Raw genomic sequence first — 17,250 nt, 5'->3', positions numbered from 1 at the left:
TATCAGGTGACCAACGCGCCTCCGTCGACGGGCAGTACCGTGCCGGTGAGGAATCCGGCGGCGGGCCCGGCGAGCGCGGTGATGGCCCAGGCCACCTCTTCGGGCCTGCCGAGCCGCCCCAGCGGAGTGTGCGCGAGCTGCCACGCGCGCAGCGCCGCCAGCCGCTCGGCGGAGAGTCCCAGGTGCTCCGCGATCGGGGTCTCGATCGGGCCCGGCGCGACCGCCACCACCCGGACGCCGTCGGACGCCAGCTCCACCGCCCAGCAGCGGGTCAGGGTTTCCAGGGCGCTCTTGGTCGCCGGGTAGAGGGAGTTGTCCGGCCAGCCGCGCTGCCCGATCGTCGTCGTCACGTTCACCACGACGCCCCGGGACTTCCGGAGCGCGGGGAGGGCCGCCCGGGTCAGCAGGACGGGGGCGACCAGATTGGTCTCCAGGAGCGGGCCGATCACCGCGCGGTCGAGAGTGCCGAGCGGGCCCCCGGTGGCGATGCCCGCGTTGTTGACGAGTACGTCGAGACGTCCGTGCCCGTTCACGGCGGCGCGGACGATCTCCTCGGCCGCGCCCTCCGCCGTGACGTCGGCGGACAGCGGGTGGATGCCTGGGTGGCCCTCGGCGGTCTCCCGCAGCGGCGCCTCCCGGCGGCCGACGGCGATGACGGCCGCCCCCTGCCCGGCGAAGGCGCGGGCGGTGGCCCGGCCGATACCGGTGCCCGCTCCGGTGACGACGACGACCCTGGTGGCCGCGCTGGTGTCCTCGCCCGGGGCGGCGGTGGCCCCCGTGGTGCCCGTGGTGCCCGTGGTGTTCATGGAATCGATGCTCGAACAGTGACGCCAGTGACAAGGTCAAGCGGTGACGTACGACGGGGTGAGTGCCCGTCAGGCCCGTCCGCCCGTCGCCCGGCTAGGACCGGCGGAGCCCGTGCGCGGGCCGGGCGGCGAGGGTCCGGTGGCGGGTCGTCGGGCAGGGCAGGATGAGGGGGCGCCTGGGGCCGGGCCGGTGGAGCGAGCGGAAGGCGATGTACGGAGTGAGCGGGACACGGTACGAGGCGATCACCTGGGAACGGCTGGCGGGGGCGCTCGCCGGGCACCTCGACGCCGCCGCGACGGCCCCCGGGCCGGACCGGGACGGTACATGGCTCAGGGTCGGTCTCGACGGGCCGCCCGCCGCGCCCGGCGCGGCGCTGGCCGGACTGCTCGCCGAGGAGCTGCGGGCGCGCGGACGCGCGGTCCAGGTCGTCGGGACCTCGGGCTTCCTGCGGTCCGCGTCGCTGCGGTACGAGCACGGGAAGCGCGACCCCGACGCGTACTACGAGGGGTGGACGGACACCGGGGCCCTGTGGCGCGAGGTCATCGGCCCGCTCGACCCCGGTGGCACCGGGCGGGTGCTGCCCGATCTGTGGGACCCGGTGCGGGACAGGGCGACCCGCAGCCCGTACGTGACGCTGCCGCCGGGCGGGGTCCTCGTCCTGCACGGCCCCTTCCTGCTCGGTCACTGGTTCCCCTTCGACCTCAGCGTCCATCTGCGCCTCTCGCCCGGGGCCCTCGCCCGCCGCACCGAGGAGTCCTGGACCCTGCCCGCCTTCGCCCGCTACGAGACGGAGGTCGATCCCACCGCGACCGCCGATGTCGTCGTCCGCACCGACGACCCGCGCCACCCGGCGTGGACGGGCCTGGCGGGGTAGCGGGCCCACAGCCCGGACTGCCGTACGGATCTCCTGGTACGGATCTCCCGCGGCGGATCTCCCGCCCGGACGGCCCCGCGCGGGCCCGCCCTCGGTCCGGTCCGGCGTGACGGGCGCACCGGGGCGGAGCCCGTACCGTCAGACGTCGTCCCCCGGCTCCTCCCGCTCCGGAGGTCTGCCGCCCACCAGGGTGACCGCCTCGGCCCCCGCCCGGCAGCCCGCCTCCGCGGCTTCCACCGGGTCCGCGCCCGCGAGCCGCGCCGCCAGGAACGCCCCGGTGAACGCGTCCCCCGCCCCCGTCGAGTCCACCGGCCGCGCCTCGGGCGCCGTCACGCGCGCCGTCACCACGCCGTCCTGGGCGACCAGGGCCCCGGTCGCCCCGAGCGTGACCACCACCCAGGGGAAACGGCGGCTCAACTCCTCCGCCGCCCGCTCCGGCGCGGTCCGGCCGGTGAGCAGCCGGGCCTCGTCCGCGTTGGGCAGCAGGACCTCGGCGCCCTCCGCGGCCGTCAGGAACCGTTCGGCCCCCGACTCGGCCAGGAACCCCGCCGAGGCCGGGTCCACGCTCACCGGGACCCCGGCCGCCACGGCGTCCCGCAGCGCCCGCAGGGCCGTCGCGCGGCTCGGCGCGGAGAAGTACAGATAGCCGGAGAGGTGCAGCCGGGCCACACCGTCGAGGAGGCGGGCGGACCAGTCGCCGGGGGAGAGGCGCAGGGCCGCGCCGCTGTCGGTGAGGAACGTGCGCTCGGCCGACGCGTCCACCAGCGCGATCACGGTGGCCGTCGCCGCCTCGGGGTCGGGGACGAGCAGGGGGCGCACGCCCGCGCGCCGCAGCGCCCGCTCGTGCCAGCCGGTGCTGTCCGGGTCCGTGCCCACCCGGGCCAGCAGCCGCACCTCGCCGCCTCCGGAACGGGCCGCCCAGCAGGCCGCGTTGGCCCCGGCGCCACCCGGCAGGGTCCGTATCTCCGCCGCCGTGTCCGTGGCGGGGGCGAGCGGGGTCCGGTGCAGGGCGACGACGTCCGTGACGACGTCCCCGACGACGAGCAGAGCACCCGCCGCCGGACTCACCGGCCGCCCGAACCGTCCGGGAGTCCCTTCCCGTACGCCACCGCGATGTCCGCCGCCAGTCGTACGTTCCCCCGGACCGCCGCCAGGTTGGCCTCCAGGGAGGCGCCCTCTGTGTGCACCGTCAGGTACTCCAGCAGGAACGGTGTCACCGCCTGGCCCGTGACTCCCTTCTCCTCCGCCGCCGCCAGGGCGTCCGCCAGGACCCGGTCGTGCAGCGCGGGGTCCAACTGCTCCGCCACCGGAACCGGACGGGCCACCACCAGGGCCTCCCGGGCGCCGCCGAGCCGGTCCCGCGCCCGTATCACCTCGGCCACCTCCCCGGGACTCCGCAGGGTCCAGTCGACGGGCTCGCCCGAGGACGCCAGATAGAAGCCGGGGAAGTGCCCGGTGCCGTACCCGACGACCGTCACCCCCAGCGTCTCCAGGCGCTGGAGCGTGGCGGGCACGTCGAGGATCGACTTGACCCCGGCGCACACCACGGTGATGCCGACCCGGGCGAGCAGACGCAGGTCGGCGGACTCGTCCTGGGTCTCGGTCCATCCCCGGTGCACCCCGCCGAGGCCGCCGGTGGCGAACACCCGTATGCCCGTGGCGTCCGCGAGCCACGCCGTCGCCGAGACGGTCGTCGCGCCGGTCACCCCGGCGGCCAGGGCCGGGGCGAGGTCGCGATGGCCCAGTTTGCGCACCGAGGGGTCCTCGGCGATGCGGGTCAGCGCCGAGCGGTCCAGGCCCACTCTGGCCGTGCCGTCGACCACGGCGATCGTGGCGGGAACGGCGCCCCCGGCGCGTACCGCCTCCTCCAGTTCCAGGGCCACGGCCAGGTTGCGCGGGCGCGGCAGACCGTGGGCGATGATCGTCGATTCGAGCGCGACGACGGGACGCCCCTCGTGCAGCGCTTCCCGTACCTCTTCGGACACCTGTGTGGACATGCCCCATTCCTGGCGCGGTCACGGACCCCGCAAACCTCCATGGCGACCTCCTGCCACCCGGCGCCCACCCCTACGGAATCCGTCCCCGGCCACCCGGCCCGGCGTCCTCCGGGACCGGTACGGCCCGCCGGGCACCGCTTCGGAGGGGCCCTGCGGATTTCGTCGTGCCCGGCTCGTTCTGGCATCGCGCCTGGTGGGAGGCGAAACGGAGTCCTCGCGTCCAGTGGGTCCCGGTCTCGGAGGGGTCCTGGACCCCCGCTACAGTCACCGCCCATGACGACACATGAGCAGCCTTCCTTCGCCGTGCACATCCCCGACGCCGAGCTGGAGGCGGAGCCCCTCGACCCCTCCCAGATCGTCTCCGGCACGCCCGAGGTGACGGGCAAGGTGCTGTGGGAGTCGGCCGACGGCAAGCAGGTGCGCGGCATCTGGCAGATCACCCCCGGCGTCGTGACCGACACCGAGGCCGACGAGCTGTTCGTGGTGGTCTCCGGACGGGCGACCGTCGCCGTCGAGGGCGGCGGGACCCTGGAGATCGGCCCCGGCGACGCCTGTGTGCTGCGCGAGGGCGACCGGACGACCTGGACCGTCCACGAGACCCTCCGCAAGGCGTACCACATCAGCCTCTGACGCCCCGGGGACGCGGAGGGGAGGCTCGGCGGGGTGAGCCGCCCCCGGGTCCGGCCTTCCGGGTCCGGCTTTCTGGTCCGGCTTTCTGGTCCGGCACCCCCGGTCGAATGCCCGCCGAGCGCCCGCCGAGCGCACGTCGAACGGCCACCCGAGCGCCCGTAGAACGGCCACCGAACCGCCCCCCGAGGCCCGTCGAGCGCCCGCCGAACCGGCCCTCAGATGTCCGCCGGGCCACCGGCGAAAGGCCCTCGGGAGGCCGGTGAGGAACCGTCGGGTACCCCCGGTCTCCTCGCCCGTTCGGAGTCTGGTAGGAAACCTTCCTGTCCGATAGCATCCCGGGCAGCGGCTTGGCGCGGCGCCCCGTTCTCCCCGGGCGTGACGCGCTCAGTGAGAGCTCTGACCCGGCCGCCGAGCACCACCCGGCCGCGCGGTGCCCCAGACGACGCCACGCGGTCGGGCGTCCGTGCCCGTACCGTTCGGCACGGGCGGTCCGGCCCGTGCTGACGGGGCCGAGCCGTGCCGTGGTGCGCCGTACCGGTTGTCCAGCTCTCGCCACCCCTCAGGCCAGGGAGCCCAGGTATGCGCCTGTTCGCCTCCGCCCCACCTCGCCGCACCACCACCCCTCTGTCCCTCGTCCTCGCCGCCGTGCTGCTGCTCGTCGGCGGACTCCTCCTCGCCCTCCCGGACCGGGCCGGCGCCGCCGCCGACTCCCTGATCTCCCAGGGCCGTCCGGCCACCGCGTCCTCCATGGAGGACGGCACCTTCGGACCGGAGAAGGCCTTCGACGGCGTCTCCACCACCCGCTGGGCCAGCGCCGAGGGCGTCGACCCGCAATGGATCCAGGTGGACCTCGGCCCCTCGGCCACCGTCTCCCGCGTCAAACTCGTCTGGGAGGCCGCCTACGCCAAGGCCTACCGCGTCGAGATCTCCACCGACGGCACCACCTGGACCCGCCTTGCCACCGAGACCGCCGGGAACGGGGCCACCGACGACTGGACCGGACTCACCGGCCAGGGCCGCTACCTCCGCGTGTACGGGACCGCCCGGGGCACCTCGTACGGCTACTCGCTCTACACCGCCGAGGTCTACGGCACCACCGGCACGACCACCCCGCCCACCGGCGCCTTCACGGTCGTCGCCGCCGGTGACATCGCCGCCCAGTGCACCTCCTCCAGCAGCTCCTGCGCCCACCCCAAGACCGCGGCCCTCGCCCAGCGGATCAACCCGTCGTTCTATCTGACGATGGGTGACAACCAGTACGACGACGCCCGGATCTCCGACTTCCGCAACTACTACGACAAGAGCTGGGGCGCCTTCAAGGCCAAGACCCGGCCCATCCCCGGCAACCACGAGACCTACGACCCGGCCGGGGCGCTCGCGGGCTACAAGGCGTACTTCGGCTCCATCGCCTACCCGCAGGGCAAGTCGTACTACAGCTACGACCAGGGCAACTGGCACTTCGTCGCCCTGGACTCCAACTCCTTCGACGACGCCGCGCAGATCCAGTGGCTCAAGGACGACCTCGCGCGCAACACCAAGGGCTGCGTCGCCGCCTACTTCCACCACCCGCTGTACTCCTCCGGCGGCCACGGCAACGACCCGGTCTCCAAGCCCGTCTGGCAGATCCTGTACGGGGCCAAGGCCGACCTCGTGCTCAACGGCCACGACCACCACTACGAGCGCTTCGCCCCGCAGGACCCCAACGGGAAGGCCACCGCCGACGGCATGGTCGAGATCGTCGGCGGCATGGGCGGCGCCGAGCCCTACGCCATCGAGACCGTCCAGCCCAACAGCCAGAAGCGGATCAGCGGCCCGTACGGCGTTCTGAAGCTGGACCTCACCGACACCACCTACACCTGGCAGTACGTCGGCACCGACGACCAGGTCAAGGACTCCGCCCCGACCTACACCTGCCACTGATGTACCTGGCGACCACCGGTCGCCCGGACGCGCCGCCCGGCCCCCCGGGGCTCCGGCGGCGCGTCTCCGGCACCGTCCTCGCACTCGGCACCGTCAGCCTCGTCACCGACGTCTCCTCGGAGATGGTGACCGCCGTCCTGCCGCTCTACCTGGTCCTCGGACTCGGTCTCTCCCCCCTCCAGTTCGGGCTGCTCGACGGACTCTCGAACGGCGCCACCGCCCTCGTGCGGCTCCTCGGCGGCGCCACCGCCGACCGGGGCGGGCGCCACAAGACCGTCGGCGGACTCGGCTACGCCCTCTCCGCCGCCTCCCGCCTCGGCCTCCTCCTCGCCGGCGGCGCCACCGGCTGGATCGCCGGAGCCATCGCCGCCGACCGCCTCGGCAAAGGCGTCCGGACCGCCCCGCGCGACGCCCTCATCACCCTGCACAGCCCGCCCGAGGACCTGGGCCGCGCCTTCGGCGCACACCGCGCCATGGACACCACCGGCGCCCTCCTCGGACCGCTGGCCGCCTTCGCCCTGCTGTGGGCCACGGCCGACGCGTACGACGCCGTCTTCGCCGTCAGCTTCTGCGTCGGGGCCTTCGGCGTCCTGCTGTGGCTGCTGCTGGTCCCCGGCCGTACCCGCGAGAAGCCCGCCGTACCGGCCCCCGGCCGCGCACCAGGAACTCCGGCCCCGGGCCGTACCCGCGAAGCCCTCGCAGCGCGGCCCGTCCCGGCGGCGCCACGCGCGCGCGGCGGGCTCTTCGCCGCGATGCGCTCGCCCGGGTACCGGCGGATCGTGCTCTGCGCCGGGCTCCTCGGAGCCGCCACCATCGGCGACTCCTTCCTCTACCTGCTGCTCCAGCGCAGGCTCGACTTCGACGCCACCTGGTTCCCGTTCCTGCCGCTCGGCGCCGCGGCGGTCTTCCTGCTGCTCGCCGTCCCCGCCGGACGGCTCGCCGACCGCCTCGGACGGCGCGGCCCCCTCCTGTACGGGCACGGCGCCCTGTTCCTCGCCTACGGACTGCTCCTGACCCCGCTGCCCGACACGGTGGTCCTGCTGGGCGTCCTCGCCCTGCTCGGCCTCTTCTACGCCGCCACCGACGGCGTCCTCATGGCCCTCACCGGCCCCTTCCTGACCGAGGGACGGCAGGCGGGCGGCCTCGCCCTCGTCCAGACCGCGCAGGCGCTCGCCCGGCTCGGCGCCGCCGTCGCGTTCGGCGCCGTCTGGACCGCGACCGGCCCGGAGACCGCCCTCGTCGCGGCCCTCGTCGCGCTCGCCGTCGCCGTGGGCTGCTCCGCCCGCCTGCTCCCCGAGGGCGCCGCCGCCCCCGCCGGGCCCACCGTCCCCGAGCCCTCCGAGAGGACCGACTGACCCATGCCCGTCCTGACCGGCACCTCCACCCGCACCCGGGTGTGGATCATCGTCCTCGCGCTCCTGCTGCTCGGCGGCGGGGCCACCGCCTACACCCTGCGGGCGGCCTCCGGCCGCGAGGCCGCGGCCACCGGCACCGCCGACCCCGGCTTCACCCTCGACAGCGGCCCCGGCACCCTCTACGCCCGGGACACCGCGACCGGGCGCGTCGCGCGCGTGGACCCGTCCGCGCCCGGCGGCCGGGTGGCGGGCGGCCCGGCCTGCGACCGCTTCCACGCCGCCGGGGGCACCGCCCTCTGCCTCCAGCGCAGGCCCGGCGTCCCGGCGCGCTCGTACGTGATCGTGCTCGACCGGCGGCTGCGCGAGGTGCGCCGCATGGGAATGCCGGGCATCCCCAGCCGAGCCCGGGTCTCCGCCTCGGGGAACATGCTGGCCTGGACGATGTTCGCGACCGGCGACTCGTACGCCCGTTCGTCCTTCTCCACCCGTACCTCGATCCTCGACCTGCGCACCGGGTACCTGGTGAAGAACATGGAGCAGATCCCGCTGACCCTCGACGGCAAGCGCCACTACGCCCCCGACGTCAACTACTGGGGTGTCAGCTTCGCCGCCGACGACAACCGGTTCTACGCCACCGTCTCGACCGGCGGGCGCACCCGTCTCGTCGAGGGGGACATGGGCAAGTGGTCGGCGCGGGCCCTCCGCGAGAACGTCGAGTGCCCCTCGCTCTCCCCGGACGGCAGGCTGATCGCGTTCAAGAAGCGGGTCTCCGACGGACCGCGCGAGCCGTGGCGGCTGTACGTGTACGAGCTGGCCACCGGCCGCGAACACCCGGTCGGCGAGCGGCGCGGCATCGACGACCAGGCGTTGTGGACGGACGGGGGGAGCCTGGCGTACGGGTACGGGGGAGAGGTCTGGTCGGTGCCCGCGGACGGTACGGGCGCCCCGCGCCTGCTGGCCCCCGCGGCTTCGTCCCCGACGGTCGTGACCGGCCCGCGCCCGTCCTGAACCATGGCCCGCTACCGGGGGCGGTCCGGGCGGTCCGGGTTCCGGGCGGTCCGTTCGGTCCGCCCGTCCCCCCGGTCCGTACTCAAGGGCCCGACTGTCCCCGGACCGCGTCCCGCTCAGTCCTTGCGGAACGAGCCCCGGAGCGCCAGCGCCGCCATCGGCAGCAGCAGACAGGCGGCGAGGGCGTTCAGCGGCCCGTAGCCCGCCTCGGCGACGATCAGACCGGCCGCGAGACCACCGACCCCGGCGGCGGTGTTCATGACGAAGTCCGAGAGCCCCTGCACCGCCGCCCGCGCGGCCTGCGGCACCGAGTCCGTGAGCAGCGCGGAGCCGGACACGAGCCCCGCCGACCAGCCGAGTCCGAGGACGAAGAGGCCCAGGGCGGTCTGGCCGTGGCTCGCCCCGGCCGTGCCCGCGATGAGCGCCGCCAGGCCGATCAGCCCGACCGCGAGCCCGATCACGGACAGCCGCCCCAGCCGGTCGGACAGCCAGCCCATCAGCGGCGAGAAGGCGTACATGCCCGCGATGTGGCCGCTGATCACGAGTCCGACCATCCGGATGTCGGCGCCGTGGTGGGTGAGCGCCACCGGGGTCATCGACATGATCGACACCATGGCGGTGTGCGAGCCCGCGACGGTGACCAGGGCGAGCCTGGCCCGGGGGGACTCCCGGACGGCCCGCATCCCGGCGCGCAGGGAGCGCCCCTCGGCGGCCGACCCGCCCGGCGTTCCGGCGTCGGCCAGGGCCCGCGCGGTGAGCAGCGGGTCGGGCCGCAGCAGGAAGGACACGACGAGCGCGGCGATCACGAAGACACCGGCGGCCCAGACGAAGGGGCCCGCCGTGGCGGGGATGCCGAGGCCCGAGACGCTCTCCCCGGCTGGGGCGGCGATGTTGGGGCCGAGCACCGCACCGATCGTGGTGGCCCAGACGACGGTGGAGATGGCCCGCGCCCTGCGGTCCGGCTCGGCGAGGTCGGCGGCGGCGAACCGGGCCGCGAGGTTCGCCGAGGAACCGGCGCCGAAGCCGACGAGCCCGAGGAGCAGCAGGACGAAGCTGTCGGCGACCGCGCCGAGCACCGCGACCCCGGCGCCGACCGCCCCGATCAGATAGGCGAGGACGAGTCCGGCCCGGCGGCCCCGCGAGGCCATCAGGGCGGCGAGCGGCATGGCGAGCAGCGCGGGTCCGGCCACCGTCGCCGTCGACGCCAGACCGGACAGGGCTTCGGAACCGCTGACGTCCCGGGCGAGCACGGCGGCGAGCGCGACACCGATGGCTATGCCGAGGCCCCCGAGTATCTGCGTGGTGATCAGTACGGCCTGGACGCGTCGGCGCAGCGCGGGCAGTTCGGCCGCGCCGACGGGGGCGGCGAGCCGCTCGGACAGGGTGGCGTCAGGGGCGCCGGGGGTGTGGGTCACTTACGTGAGTGTGCCAGCCGTCCCATCGGAGGGGAATGCCTGTATCCCGCACGGAAGAAGCCCGCCGGAGCGCCACCGCCCGCCCGCCCCGGTCGGACGGGCTGGCCCCACGGAACGTCCGCACCTCCGCGAGGCGGCGCGCCCCGGCCCTCCCAGCGCCCCGGACGCCTCCAGTGGACCGGCCCCCTCTCAGCAGACCGGGCCCCATCGGCGCACCGGCCCTCCTCCGTCCACCGGACCCCTCGGCACACCGAACGGCCCATGGCGCTGGGTCCCCGCCCCTCAGAACAACGGCGCGGGAAAGACGCCCTCCAGGGCGAGCAGTCGCCGCTTGGTCTCCAGACCGCCCCCGAAGCCGCCGAGACCGCCGTCGCTCTCCACCACCCGGTGGCACGGCACGACCACCGGCAGCGGATTGGAGCCCATCGCCACGCCCACCGCCTGCGCCGCCCCCGGCTGCCCCACGCGCCGCGCCAGCTCGCCGTACCCGACCACCGTGCCGTACGGGACGCCGGTCGCCAGCTCGCGCAGCACCCGCCGGTTGAACCCGGCCGTCAGGCTCCAGTCCAGGGGCAGGTCGATCGGGCCGGGCTCGCCCGCGAAGTACCGGTCGAACCGGCGTATCGCCCCGGCGAGCAGCCCCGAGGCGCACTCCACCGGCTCCGCCCCGAGCTGCCCCGCCAGACGGGCGAGCATTCGCGCGCGCCGCGCCGTATCGGCATGGAACTCGACCCGCACCAGTCCCCTCGGGGTCGCGGCGAGGAAGAGCGGTCCGATGTCGCTCGCCATGACCGTCCACTCCGCCGGTACGGCCCGCCCGCCGTCCGTCGCCCCCGTCTCGATGTCCATGCCGCCCACGGTACGGGCCACCACCGACACTCCGGCCCGCCACGGGCACTCCGGCCACGAGCGGCCCGCAGGCCCGTACGCGGGGCCGGACCGCCCGCGAGATCACGGAGCGGTCTCGCTCAGGTCTCACGACTGAAAAATCCCCGGTCACATGGTCGTGGAACTCGCCGCGCGCCATAATCTCGCCCCGGTAGTACTACCCAGCGGTGCCGACTGTTTTCGGACGACGTGGCACCAGGGGTGGAGGGCGCACACATGCAGGGCACGATCGACGGATTCAACTACGGGCTCGTGACACCCATAGCCGCCTTCCTCATGGCCTGCCTCGGCGGAGCCCTCGGCCTGCGGTGCACCACCCGCTCGCTCCGCCACGGCGACAGCTTCAAGGCGGGCTGGCTCGTCCTCGGCGCCACCTCGATCGGCGCGGGCGTCTGGACCATGCACTTCATCGCGATGATGGGTTTCTCCGTCGAGCAGGCGCCCGTCGCCTACGACCGCCCCATCACCTTCGCCAGCCTGGCCGTCGCCGTCCTCATGGTCGGCGTCGGCATCCTCATCGTCGGCTACCGGGGCGCCACCGCGCTCACCCTGGTCACCGGCGGTACCGTCACCGGCCTCGGCATCGCCACCATGCACTACCTGGGCATGGCCGGGATCCGGCTGCGGGGGCGCGTCGAGTACGACACGCTCACCGTCGCCCTCTCCGTGGTGATCGCCGTGGTCGCCGCCACCGCGGCCCTCTGGGCGGCCGTCTCCGTGCATGGATTTCTGGCCAGTCTCGGCGCCAGCCTGGTGATGGGCGTGGCCGTCAGTGGTATGCACTACACCGCCATGTCCGCCGTCAGCGTCCATCTGCACGCCATCGGCGCGGGCCCCGGCACCGGCGACCCCGCCGCCTCGCTGCTGCTGCCGATGCTGATCGGCCCGGCGGTCTTCCTCATCCTCGCCGCCGTCGTCGTCATGTTCGACCCGCTGCTCGTCATGGGCGACCCGGACCGGCAGCGGTCCGCCGCCCGGATCGTGCACCGGCCCGGCATACCCGCCCCGCGCCACGTCCCGTCCTACGGGCGGCCGTCGTACCGGCCCGCCCGCCCCGGTGGCCGGAGCCCGCGCGGGAGCGTCCCCCGGGGGATCCACCGCTCCCAGGACTGGTGATCGGCGGCCGACTGTCGGTGCCGGGTCGTACGGTGGTCACATGCGGCCCGTTTCCAAGATCGAACGCTCGATGGCGCCCTTCGAGGTCGTCAGCGACTACCAGCCCAGCGGCGACCAGCCGACGGCCATCGCCGACCTGGAGCGGCGTGTCCGCGCGGGCGAGAAGGACGTCGTGCTCCTCGGCGCCACCGGCACCGGAAAGTCGGCGACCACCGCCTGGATGATCGAGAAGCTCCAGCGCCCCACCCTGGTGATGGCGCCGAACAAGACGCTCGCCGCCCAGCTGGCGAACGAGTTCCGCGAGCTCCTGCCGAACAACGCGGTGGAGTACTTCGTCTCGTACTACGACTACTACCAGCCCGAGGCGTACGTCCCGCAGTCGGACACCTACATCGAGAAGGACTCCTCCATCAACGAGGAGGTGGAGCGGCTCCGCCACTCCGCGACGAACTCCCTGCTCACCCGCAGGGACGTCATCGTGGTCGCCTCCGTCTCCTGCATCTACGGCCTCGGCACCCCCCAGGAGTACGTGGACCGGATGGTCCCGCTCAAGGTGGGCGAGGAGATGGACCGGGACCAGCTCCTGCGCCGCTTCGTCGACATCCAGTACACGCGCAACGACCTGGCGTTCACCCGGGGCACCTTCCGCGTCCGGGGCGACACCATCGAGATCTTCCCGGTGTACGAGGAGCTCGCCGTCCGCATCGAGATGTTCGGGGACGAGATCGAGGCGCTCTCCACCCTCCACCCGCTCACCGGCGAGGTCATCAGCGAGGACCGCGAGCTGTACGTGTTCCCCGCCAGCCACTACGTGGCGGGTCCCGAGCGCATGGAGCGCGCGGTCAACGACATCGAGCGGGAGCTGGAGGGCCGCCTCGCCGAGCTCGACAAGCAGGGCAAGCACCTGGAGTCCCAGCGCCTGCGGATGCGGACCACGTACGACATCGAGATGATGCGCCAGATCGGCTCCTGCTCCGGCATCGAGAACTACTCGATGCACTTCGACGGACGCGAGCCCGGCTCCGCGCCCAACACCCTCCTCGACTACTTCCCCGAGGACTTCCTCCTCGTCATCGACGAGTCCCACGTCACCGTGCCGCAGATCGGCGCCATGTACGAGGGCGACGCCTCCCGCAAGCGGACCCTGGTCGACCACGGCTTCCGGCTGCCGTCCGCGCTCGACAACCGCCCGCTGAAGTGGGAGGAGTTCCAGAAGCGCATCGGCCAGACCGTCTACCTCTCCGCGACCCCGGGGACGTACGAGCTGTCCCGCGGCGACGGCTTCGTCGAGCAGATCATCCGCCCCACCGGCCTCGTCGACCCCGAGATCGTGGTCAAGCCCACCGAGGGGCAGATCGACGACCTGGTCCACGAGATCCGGCTGCGCACCGAGCGCGACGAGCGGGTCCTCGTCACCACCCTCACCAAGAAGATGGCCGAGGACCTCACCGACTACTTCCTGGAGCTGGGCATCCAGGTGCGCTATCTGCACAGCGACGTCGACACCCTGCGCCGCATCGAACTCCTCCGCGAACTGCGCGCCGGGGAGTACGACGTGCTCGTCGGCATCAACCTCCTCCGCGAGGGCCTCGACCTCCCCGAGGTGTCGCTCGTCGCCATCCTCGACGCCGACAAGCAGGGCTTCCTGCGCTCCGGGACCTCCCTCATCCAGACCATCGGCCGCGCCGCGCGCAACGTCTCGGGACAGGTCCACATGTACGCGGACCGGATCACGCCCGCGATGGAGCAGGCCATCGACGAGACCAACCGGCGCCGCGAGAAGCAGGTCGCGTACAACACCGAGCACGGCATCGACCCCCAGCCGCTCCGCAAGAAGATCAACGACATCGTCGTCAGCCTCGCGCGCGAGGAGGTCGACACCGAGGAACTGCTCGGCACCGGCTACCGCCAGGCCAAGGAGGGCAAGGGGGCCAAGGCGCCCGTCCCCGCGCTCGCCACCCACGGCGTCAAGGGCAAGGGCAGGGGCAAGGGCGGCGGGACGGACTCCGCCGTCCAGCTCGGCGACCGGCCCGCCGCCGAACTGGCCTCGATCATCGAGCAGATGACCGAGCGGATGCGCGCCGCCGCCGCCGACCTCCAGTTCGAGGTGGCCGCCCGGCTCCGCGACGAGGTGGGGGAGCTGAAGAAGGAGCTGCGCCAGATGAAGGAGGCGGGACTCGCCTGAAGGGGCGGTCCTGAGCGGGACAGAAGGTCCGGTGTGTTGCAAGACCGACACGAAACCGGACCGTACCGGCGCGGTGTCGGTGCCGCTGCGTAGGGTGCTGGACAACCGCACACAGCACAGCAGCGGTCGCGGAGAACGCCAACGAGAGGGGCAGACGCGTGTCGGTCAACATGACCAAGGGTCAGGCCATCAGCCTGGAGAAGAAGGGCGGAGGCAGCCTCAGCCAGGTGCGGATGGGCCTCGGCTGGCGCGCCGCGCCGCGCCGCGGACTCTTCGGCTCGCGCACCCGGGAGGTCGACCTGGACGCCTCCGCCGTCCTCTTCGCCGAGAAGCAGCCGGTCGACGTGGTCTTCTTCCAGCACCTGGTCAGCGACGACGGCTCGGTCAAGCACACCGGTGACAACCTCGTGGGCGGCGCCGGACAGGGCGGCGACGACGAGGCGATCCTGGTCGACCTGGAGCGGGTCCCGGTCCACATCGACCAGATCGTCTTCACGGTGAACTCCTTCACCGGCCAGACGTTCCAGGAGGTGCAGAACGCGTTCTGCCGCATCGTCGACGAGACGACCGGGCAGGAACTCGCGCGCTACACCCTGGACGGCGGCGGCAACTACACCGCGCAGCTCATGGCGAAGGTGCACCGGGTCGGCGGCGGCTGGCAGATGACCGCCCTGGGGAACCCGGCCAACGGCCGCACGTTCAAGGACCTGATCCCCTCGATCCTGCCGCACCTCTAGGCCGTCCGGGCCGTCTCCCGCGCCCCGTCGGTCAGACCGACCGGGGCGCGGGAGACGACCGGGCGGACCCGCGCGGCACCCACAGCTCCCGGCGGCGGCAGGCCCCGGGAGCTGTCCGCGTGAACCACGACCATTCCGTTCGCACCACGCCTTGAACCGTTCGCACCACGCCGGGAAACACCGAGGGGACAGAGTCGATGACGGCCGAGCTGGTCCGGGGGCAGAACCACCCCCTGCCCGACACCCGCCTGGAGATCCGCGTGTCGGCAGGCCACCCCGTCCTCCTCGGCGCCACCTTCGGCGACGAGCGCGGCCGGGTCACCGGCGCGGAGTGGATCGCCCACCCCGGCGCCCCCTCCCGTCCCGGCGTCGACGTACCCGGCCCGGCCGCCGCCGACCACCGCCTCGGCGTCGATCTGGACGCGGTCCCCGGCACCGTCCACCGCCTCTCCGTCCTCCTGGCACTGCCCGGCCCCCGGACCGGCGGAGCCACCCGCTTCGGAGCCGTCGCCGCCCCCTTCGTCGCCGTCACCGACCCCGACGGCACCGAGATCGCCACCTACACGATCACCGGCCTCGACCGGGAGTCCGCCGTCGTCGCCCTGGAGCTCTACCGCCGCCAGGGCACCTGGAAGGTCCGCGCCATGGGCCAGGGGTACGAGGGCGGGCTCGCCGAACTCCTCGGCGACCAGGGTCTGGACCGCCCCGCCGACCTGGCCGCGTCGATCCTGGAGGCGGCGGCCGGGACCGTACCGGCCCAGGCCGCCGCGCCGCCGCGCACCCCCGGGACCGGGCGGACCGCGCACCCGGCGCCGCTGTCCCCGGACCCGACGGCGACCCCGGTCGGGACCCCGGTGCCGTCCCCGCCACCGGCACGGTTCCCGGCCGCGCCCGCGTCGACGACCCCGCCGCCCGCCCCGGCCGCCGGAATCGGGTCCGGCGGTCCCGTCGACTACTCCCACCCCCGCCGTCGCCGTGAGCCCGCCGCCGCTCCCGACCCCGCCCGGACCCCGCCCGCACCGGTCGCCGGGGACGCCTCCGGCTGGTCCATGGACGAACGCCTCTACAACCAGGTCTGGGGCATGTTCGAGGACCTGTCCCGGACCACCGCCGCCTACCGCAGCGCCCGCGACTTCGCGGAGTCCCGCCTCGACCGCGAGCTGGACCAGTCCCTCTCCGACTACCGCTCCCGGGTCGGGAGCGCCAACGACGCGGCCCGCGCGACCGCCCGCGCCCGGCACGACGAACTGGTCGCACGGGCCCGGGAGGCCCTCGACCGGGACCTCGCGCAGCTCATGGCCGAGTCCGAGGTCGTCGAACCGGCCCTGCCCGCCGCGTACGCCCGCTGGGACCACCCCGTCTGGCACGCCTACCGCGTCCCGGCCGAGGAGCCGATGGCCGTCCGCCTCGGCGATCTGCACCTGCCCGAGCGCCCCGAGCTGCGCATCCCCATGCTGGTCCGGCTGCCGCTGGAGCGCGGCCTCTGGGTGGACTCGGGCGACCGGGGCCGTTCCGAGGCCGCCGCCCTCCTCGACGAGACGGAGCTGCGGCGGCTGGCCCTGGAGAGCGCGGTCGCGCACGCGGCCCGGCTGCTCGCGGCGCACCCGGCGGGCGGCTTCGCCCTCCACGTCGTGGACCCGGCGGGCGCGGGTGCCGCCGCACTCGCCCCCCTGGTGGACAGCGGTGTCCTCGCGGCCCCGCCCGCCCGGGGCGCGGCCGGGGTCTCCGCCGTCCTGGAGCAGCTCACCGAGCGGGTCGACCTGGTGCAGATGGCGCTGCGCAACGGAGCGGCGGACGCGCTGCCGCCGGGTCTGGACACGTCCCGGCAGCTGCTGCTCGTGCACGACTTCCCGCACGGCTTCGACGACCGGGCCGTCACCCGGCTGCGGTACCTGGCCGACGAGGGGCCCTCGGTCGGCGTACACCTGCTGATGGTGGCGTCGCGGGAGGACGCGTCGGCGTACGGACCGCTGCTCGACCCGCTGTGGCGTTCGCTGCTGCGGCTGACGCCCGTGCCCGACGACCACCTCGCCGACCCCTGGGTCGGTCACTCCTGGTCGTACGAGCCGCCGGTGCTTCCCCCGGGCAGCGGTGTCCTCCGGCAGGTCCTCGCCCGGGTGGCGGCCGGCCGACCGGAGAATCAGCCCTGACCTGGCATTTTGGACCCTCTTTACCCTGGCCTTTACCTTCTCTTGGGCTTTCAGGTAATCTTCTCGGTGCGGAGGGGAGTACTCCCCATGCGCGGCGTACCCGTCAATACGGACGGATCCACGAGGATCCGATCCCGGGGCGTCGGCCCGGCGACATCGTCGCTCGGG

Annotated in this window: 14 protein-coding genes; 9 read left to right on the top strand and 5 right to left on the bottom strand. The window is 74.0% G+C overall.

Going from position 1 to position 17,250, the window contains the following annotated elements:
- Positions 1 to 2 precede the first annotated feature (2 nt).
- The gene (locus ACFXGN_RS07900; protein WP_384854939.1) at positions 3 to 806 is read right to left on the bottom strand and encodes an SDR family NAD(P)-dependent oxidoreductase; all 804 of its coding nucleotides are present in this window, start codon (positions 804 to 806) and stop codon (positions 3 to 5) included.
- Positions 807 to 1,015: 209 nt separating this feature from the next.
- On the opposite strand from ACFXGN_RS07900, the gene ACFXGN_RS07895 reads away from it, so the two are divergent.
- Positions 1,016 to 1,681 (top strand): uridine kinase, encoded by a 666-nt coding sequence (locus ACFXGN_RS07895; RefSeq protein WP_384854937.1) that lies wholly within the window; start codon positions 1,016 to 1,018, stop codon positions 1,679 to 1,681.
- A gap of 138 nt (positions 1,682 to 1,819) precedes the next feature.
- Here the strand turns inward: ACFXGN_RS07895 and ACFXGN_RS07890 are convergent, their stop codons facing one another.
- The gene (locus tag ACFXGN_RS07890) at positions 1,820 to 2,749 is read right to left on the bottom strand and encodes a carbohydrate kinase family protein (RefSeq protein WP_384854936.1); all 930 of its coding nucleotides are present in this window, start codon (positions 2,747 to 2,749) and stop codon (positions 1,820 to 1,822) included.
- Positions 2,746 to 3,678 carry a pseudouridine-5'-phosphate glycosidase gene (locus ACFXGN_RS07885; RefSeq protein ID WP_384854933.1) on the bottom strand — a complete coding sequence of 311 codons (933 nt, stop codon included), beginning with the start codon at positions 3,676 to 3,678 and terminating at the stop codon, positions 2,746 to 2,748. Before ACFXGN_RS07885 ends, ACFXGN_RS07890 begins: the two co-directional genes overlap by 4 nt.
- Before the next feature lie 273 nt (positions 3,679 to 3,951).
- Here ACFXGN_RS07885 and ACFXGN_RS07880 point away from each other — a divergent pair, with 273 nt between their 5' ends.
- The 4 genes from ACFXGN_RS07880 to ACFXGN_RS07865 all read left to right on the top strand — a co-directional run bounded on the left by ACFXGN_RS07880 (position 3,952) and on the right by ACFXGN_RS07865 (position 8,591).
- Complete coding sequence (locus ACFXGN_RS07880; RefSeq protein ID WP_384854930.1) at positions 3,952 to 4,308, top strand: cupin domain-containing protein; 357 nt, start codon at positions 3,952 to 3,954, stop codon at positions 4,306 to 4,308.
- A 579-nt stretch (positions 4,309 to 4,887) separates the two neighbouring features.
- A complete protein-coding gene (locus ACFXGN_RS07875) occupies positions 4,888 to 6,228 on the top strand; it encodes a discoidin domain-containing protein (protein WP_384854928.1) in 1,341 nt (446 codons plus the stop codon).
- Positions 6,228 to 7,583 (top strand): MFS transporter, encoded by a 1,356-nt coding sequence (locus tag ACFXGN_RS07870; protein ID WP_384854926.1) that lies wholly within the window; start codon positions 6,228 to 6,230, stop codon positions 7,581 to 7,583. Before ACFXGN_RS07875 ends, ACFXGN_RS07870 begins: the two co-directional genes overlap by 1 nt.
- Positions 7,584 to 7,586: 3 nt before the next feature.
- Positions 7,587 to 8,591 carry a hypothetical protein gene (locus ACFXGN_RS07865; protein WP_384854924.1) on the top strand — a complete coding sequence of 335 codons (1,005 nt, stop codon included), beginning with the start codon at positions 7,587 to 7,589 and terminating at the stop codon, positions 8,589 to 8,591.
- Positions 8,592 to 8,707: 116 nt separating this feature from the next.
- On the opposite strand, the gene ACFXGN_RS07860 is transcribed toward ACFXGN_RS07865, so the two are convergent.
- Both ACFXGN_RS07860 and ACFXGN_RS07855 read right to left on the bottom strand, forming a co-directional pair.
- A complete protein-coding gene (locus ACFXGN_RS07860; RefSeq protein ID WP_384854922.1) occupies positions 8,708 to 10,006 on the bottom strand; it encodes an MFS transporter in 1,299 nt (432 codons plus the stop codon).
- Positions 10,007 to 10,288: 282 nt separating this feature from the next.
- Positions 10,289 to 10,855: a methylated-DNA--[protein]-cysteine S-methyltransferase gene (locus tag ACFXGN_RS07855; RefSeq protein ID WP_384854919.1), complete on the bottom strand. Its 567-nt coding sequence runs from the start codon at positions 10,853 to 10,855 to the stop codon at positions 10,289 to 10,291.
- Between the two features lie 255 nt (positions 10,856 to 11,110).
- On the opposite strand from ACFXGN_RS07855, the gene ACFXGN_RS07850 reads away from it, so the two are divergent.
- The 4 genes from ACFXGN_RS07850 (at position 11,111) to ACFXGN_RS07835 (ending at position 17,082) form a co-directional block, all read left to right on the top strand.
- Entirely contained in the window at positions 11,111 to 12,010 is a 900-nt protein-coding gene (locus ACFXGN_RS07850; protein WP_384854917.1) for an MHYT domain-containing protein, read from the top strand.
- A gap of 40 nt (positions 12,011 to 12,050) precedes the next feature.
- Positions 12,051 to 14,195: an excinuclease ABC subunit UvrB gene (gene uvrB / locus ACFXGN_RS07845; protein ID WP_384854914.1), complete on the top strand. Its 2,145-nt coding sequence runs from the start codon at positions 12,051 to 12,053 to the stop codon at positions 14,193 to 14,195.
- 158 nt (positions 14,196 to 14,353) lie between these two features.
- Entirely contained in the window at positions 14,354 to 14,932 is a 579-nt protein-coding gene (locus ACFXGN_RS07840; RefSeq protein WP_384854912.1) for a TerD family protein, read from the top strand.
- 197 nt (positions 14,933 to 15,129) lie between these two features.
- Positions 15,130 to 17,082, top strand: coding sequence for a TerD family protein (locus ACFXGN_RS07835; protein WP_384854909.1), 1,953 nt, complete (start codon positions 15,130 to 15,132; stop codon positions 17,080 to 17,082).
- The last annotated feature ends 168 nt before the right edge of the window (positions 17,083 to 17,250 follow it).

The sequence above is a fragment of the Streptomyces sp. NPDC059247 genome (assembly GCF_042754005.1).
GTDB lineage: Bacteria > Actinomycetota > Actinomycetes > Streptomycetales > Streptomycetaceae > Streptomyces.
Note: the sequence above shows the minus strand (reverse complement) of the source record. Positions and strands in the feature narration are given on the sequence as shown.

Excerpts from the sequence above, each read along its gene's own strand:
- ACFXGN_RS07880 (WP_384854930.1), top strand. The coding sequence starts at position 3,952 with ATGACGACACATGAGCAGCCTTCCTTCGCCGTGCACATCCCCGACGCC.
- ACFXGN_RS07865 (WP_384854924.1), top strand. The coding sequence starts at position 7,587 with ATGCCCGTCCTGACCGGCACCTCCACCCGCACCCGGGTGTGGATCATC.
- ACFXGN_RS07895 (WP_384854937.1), top strand. The coding sequence starts at position 1,016 with ATGTACGGAGTGAGCGGGACACGGTACGAGGCGATCACCTGGGAACGG.
- uvrB (WP_384854914.1), top strand. The coding sequence starts at position 12,051 with ATGCGGCCCGTTTCCAAGATCGAACGCTCGATGGCGCCCTTCGAGGTC.
- ACFXGN_RS07885 (WP_384854933.1), bottom strand. The coding sequence starts at position 3,678 with ATGTCCACACAGGTGTCCGAAGAGGTACGGGAAGCGCTGCACGAGGGG.
- ACFXGN_RS07870 (WP_384854926.1), top strand. The coding sequence starts at position 6,228 with ATGTACCTGGCGACCACCGGTCGCCCGGACGCGCCGCCCGGCCCCCCG.
- ACFXGN_RS07835 (WP_384854909.1), top strand. The coding sequence starts at position 15,130 with ATGACGGCCGAGCTGGTCCGGGGGCAGAACCACCCCCTGCCCGACACC.
- ACFXGN_RS07855 (WP_384854919.1), bottom strand. The coding sequence starts at position 10,855 with ATGGACATCGAGACGGGGGCGACGGACGGCGGGCGGGCCGTACCGGCG.
- ACFXGN_RS07900 (WP_384854939.1), bottom strand. The coding sequence starts at position 806 with ATGAACACCACGGGCACCACGGGCACCACGGGGGCCACCGCCGCCCCG.
- ACFXGN_RS07850 (WP_384854917.1), top strand. The coding sequence starts at position 11,111 with ATGCAGGGCACGATCGACGGATTCAACTACGGGCTCGTGACACCCATA.
- ACFXGN_RS07875 (WP_384854928.1), top strand. The coding sequence starts at position 4,888 with ATGCGCCTGTTCGCCTCCGCCCCACCTCGCCGCACCACCACCCCTCTG.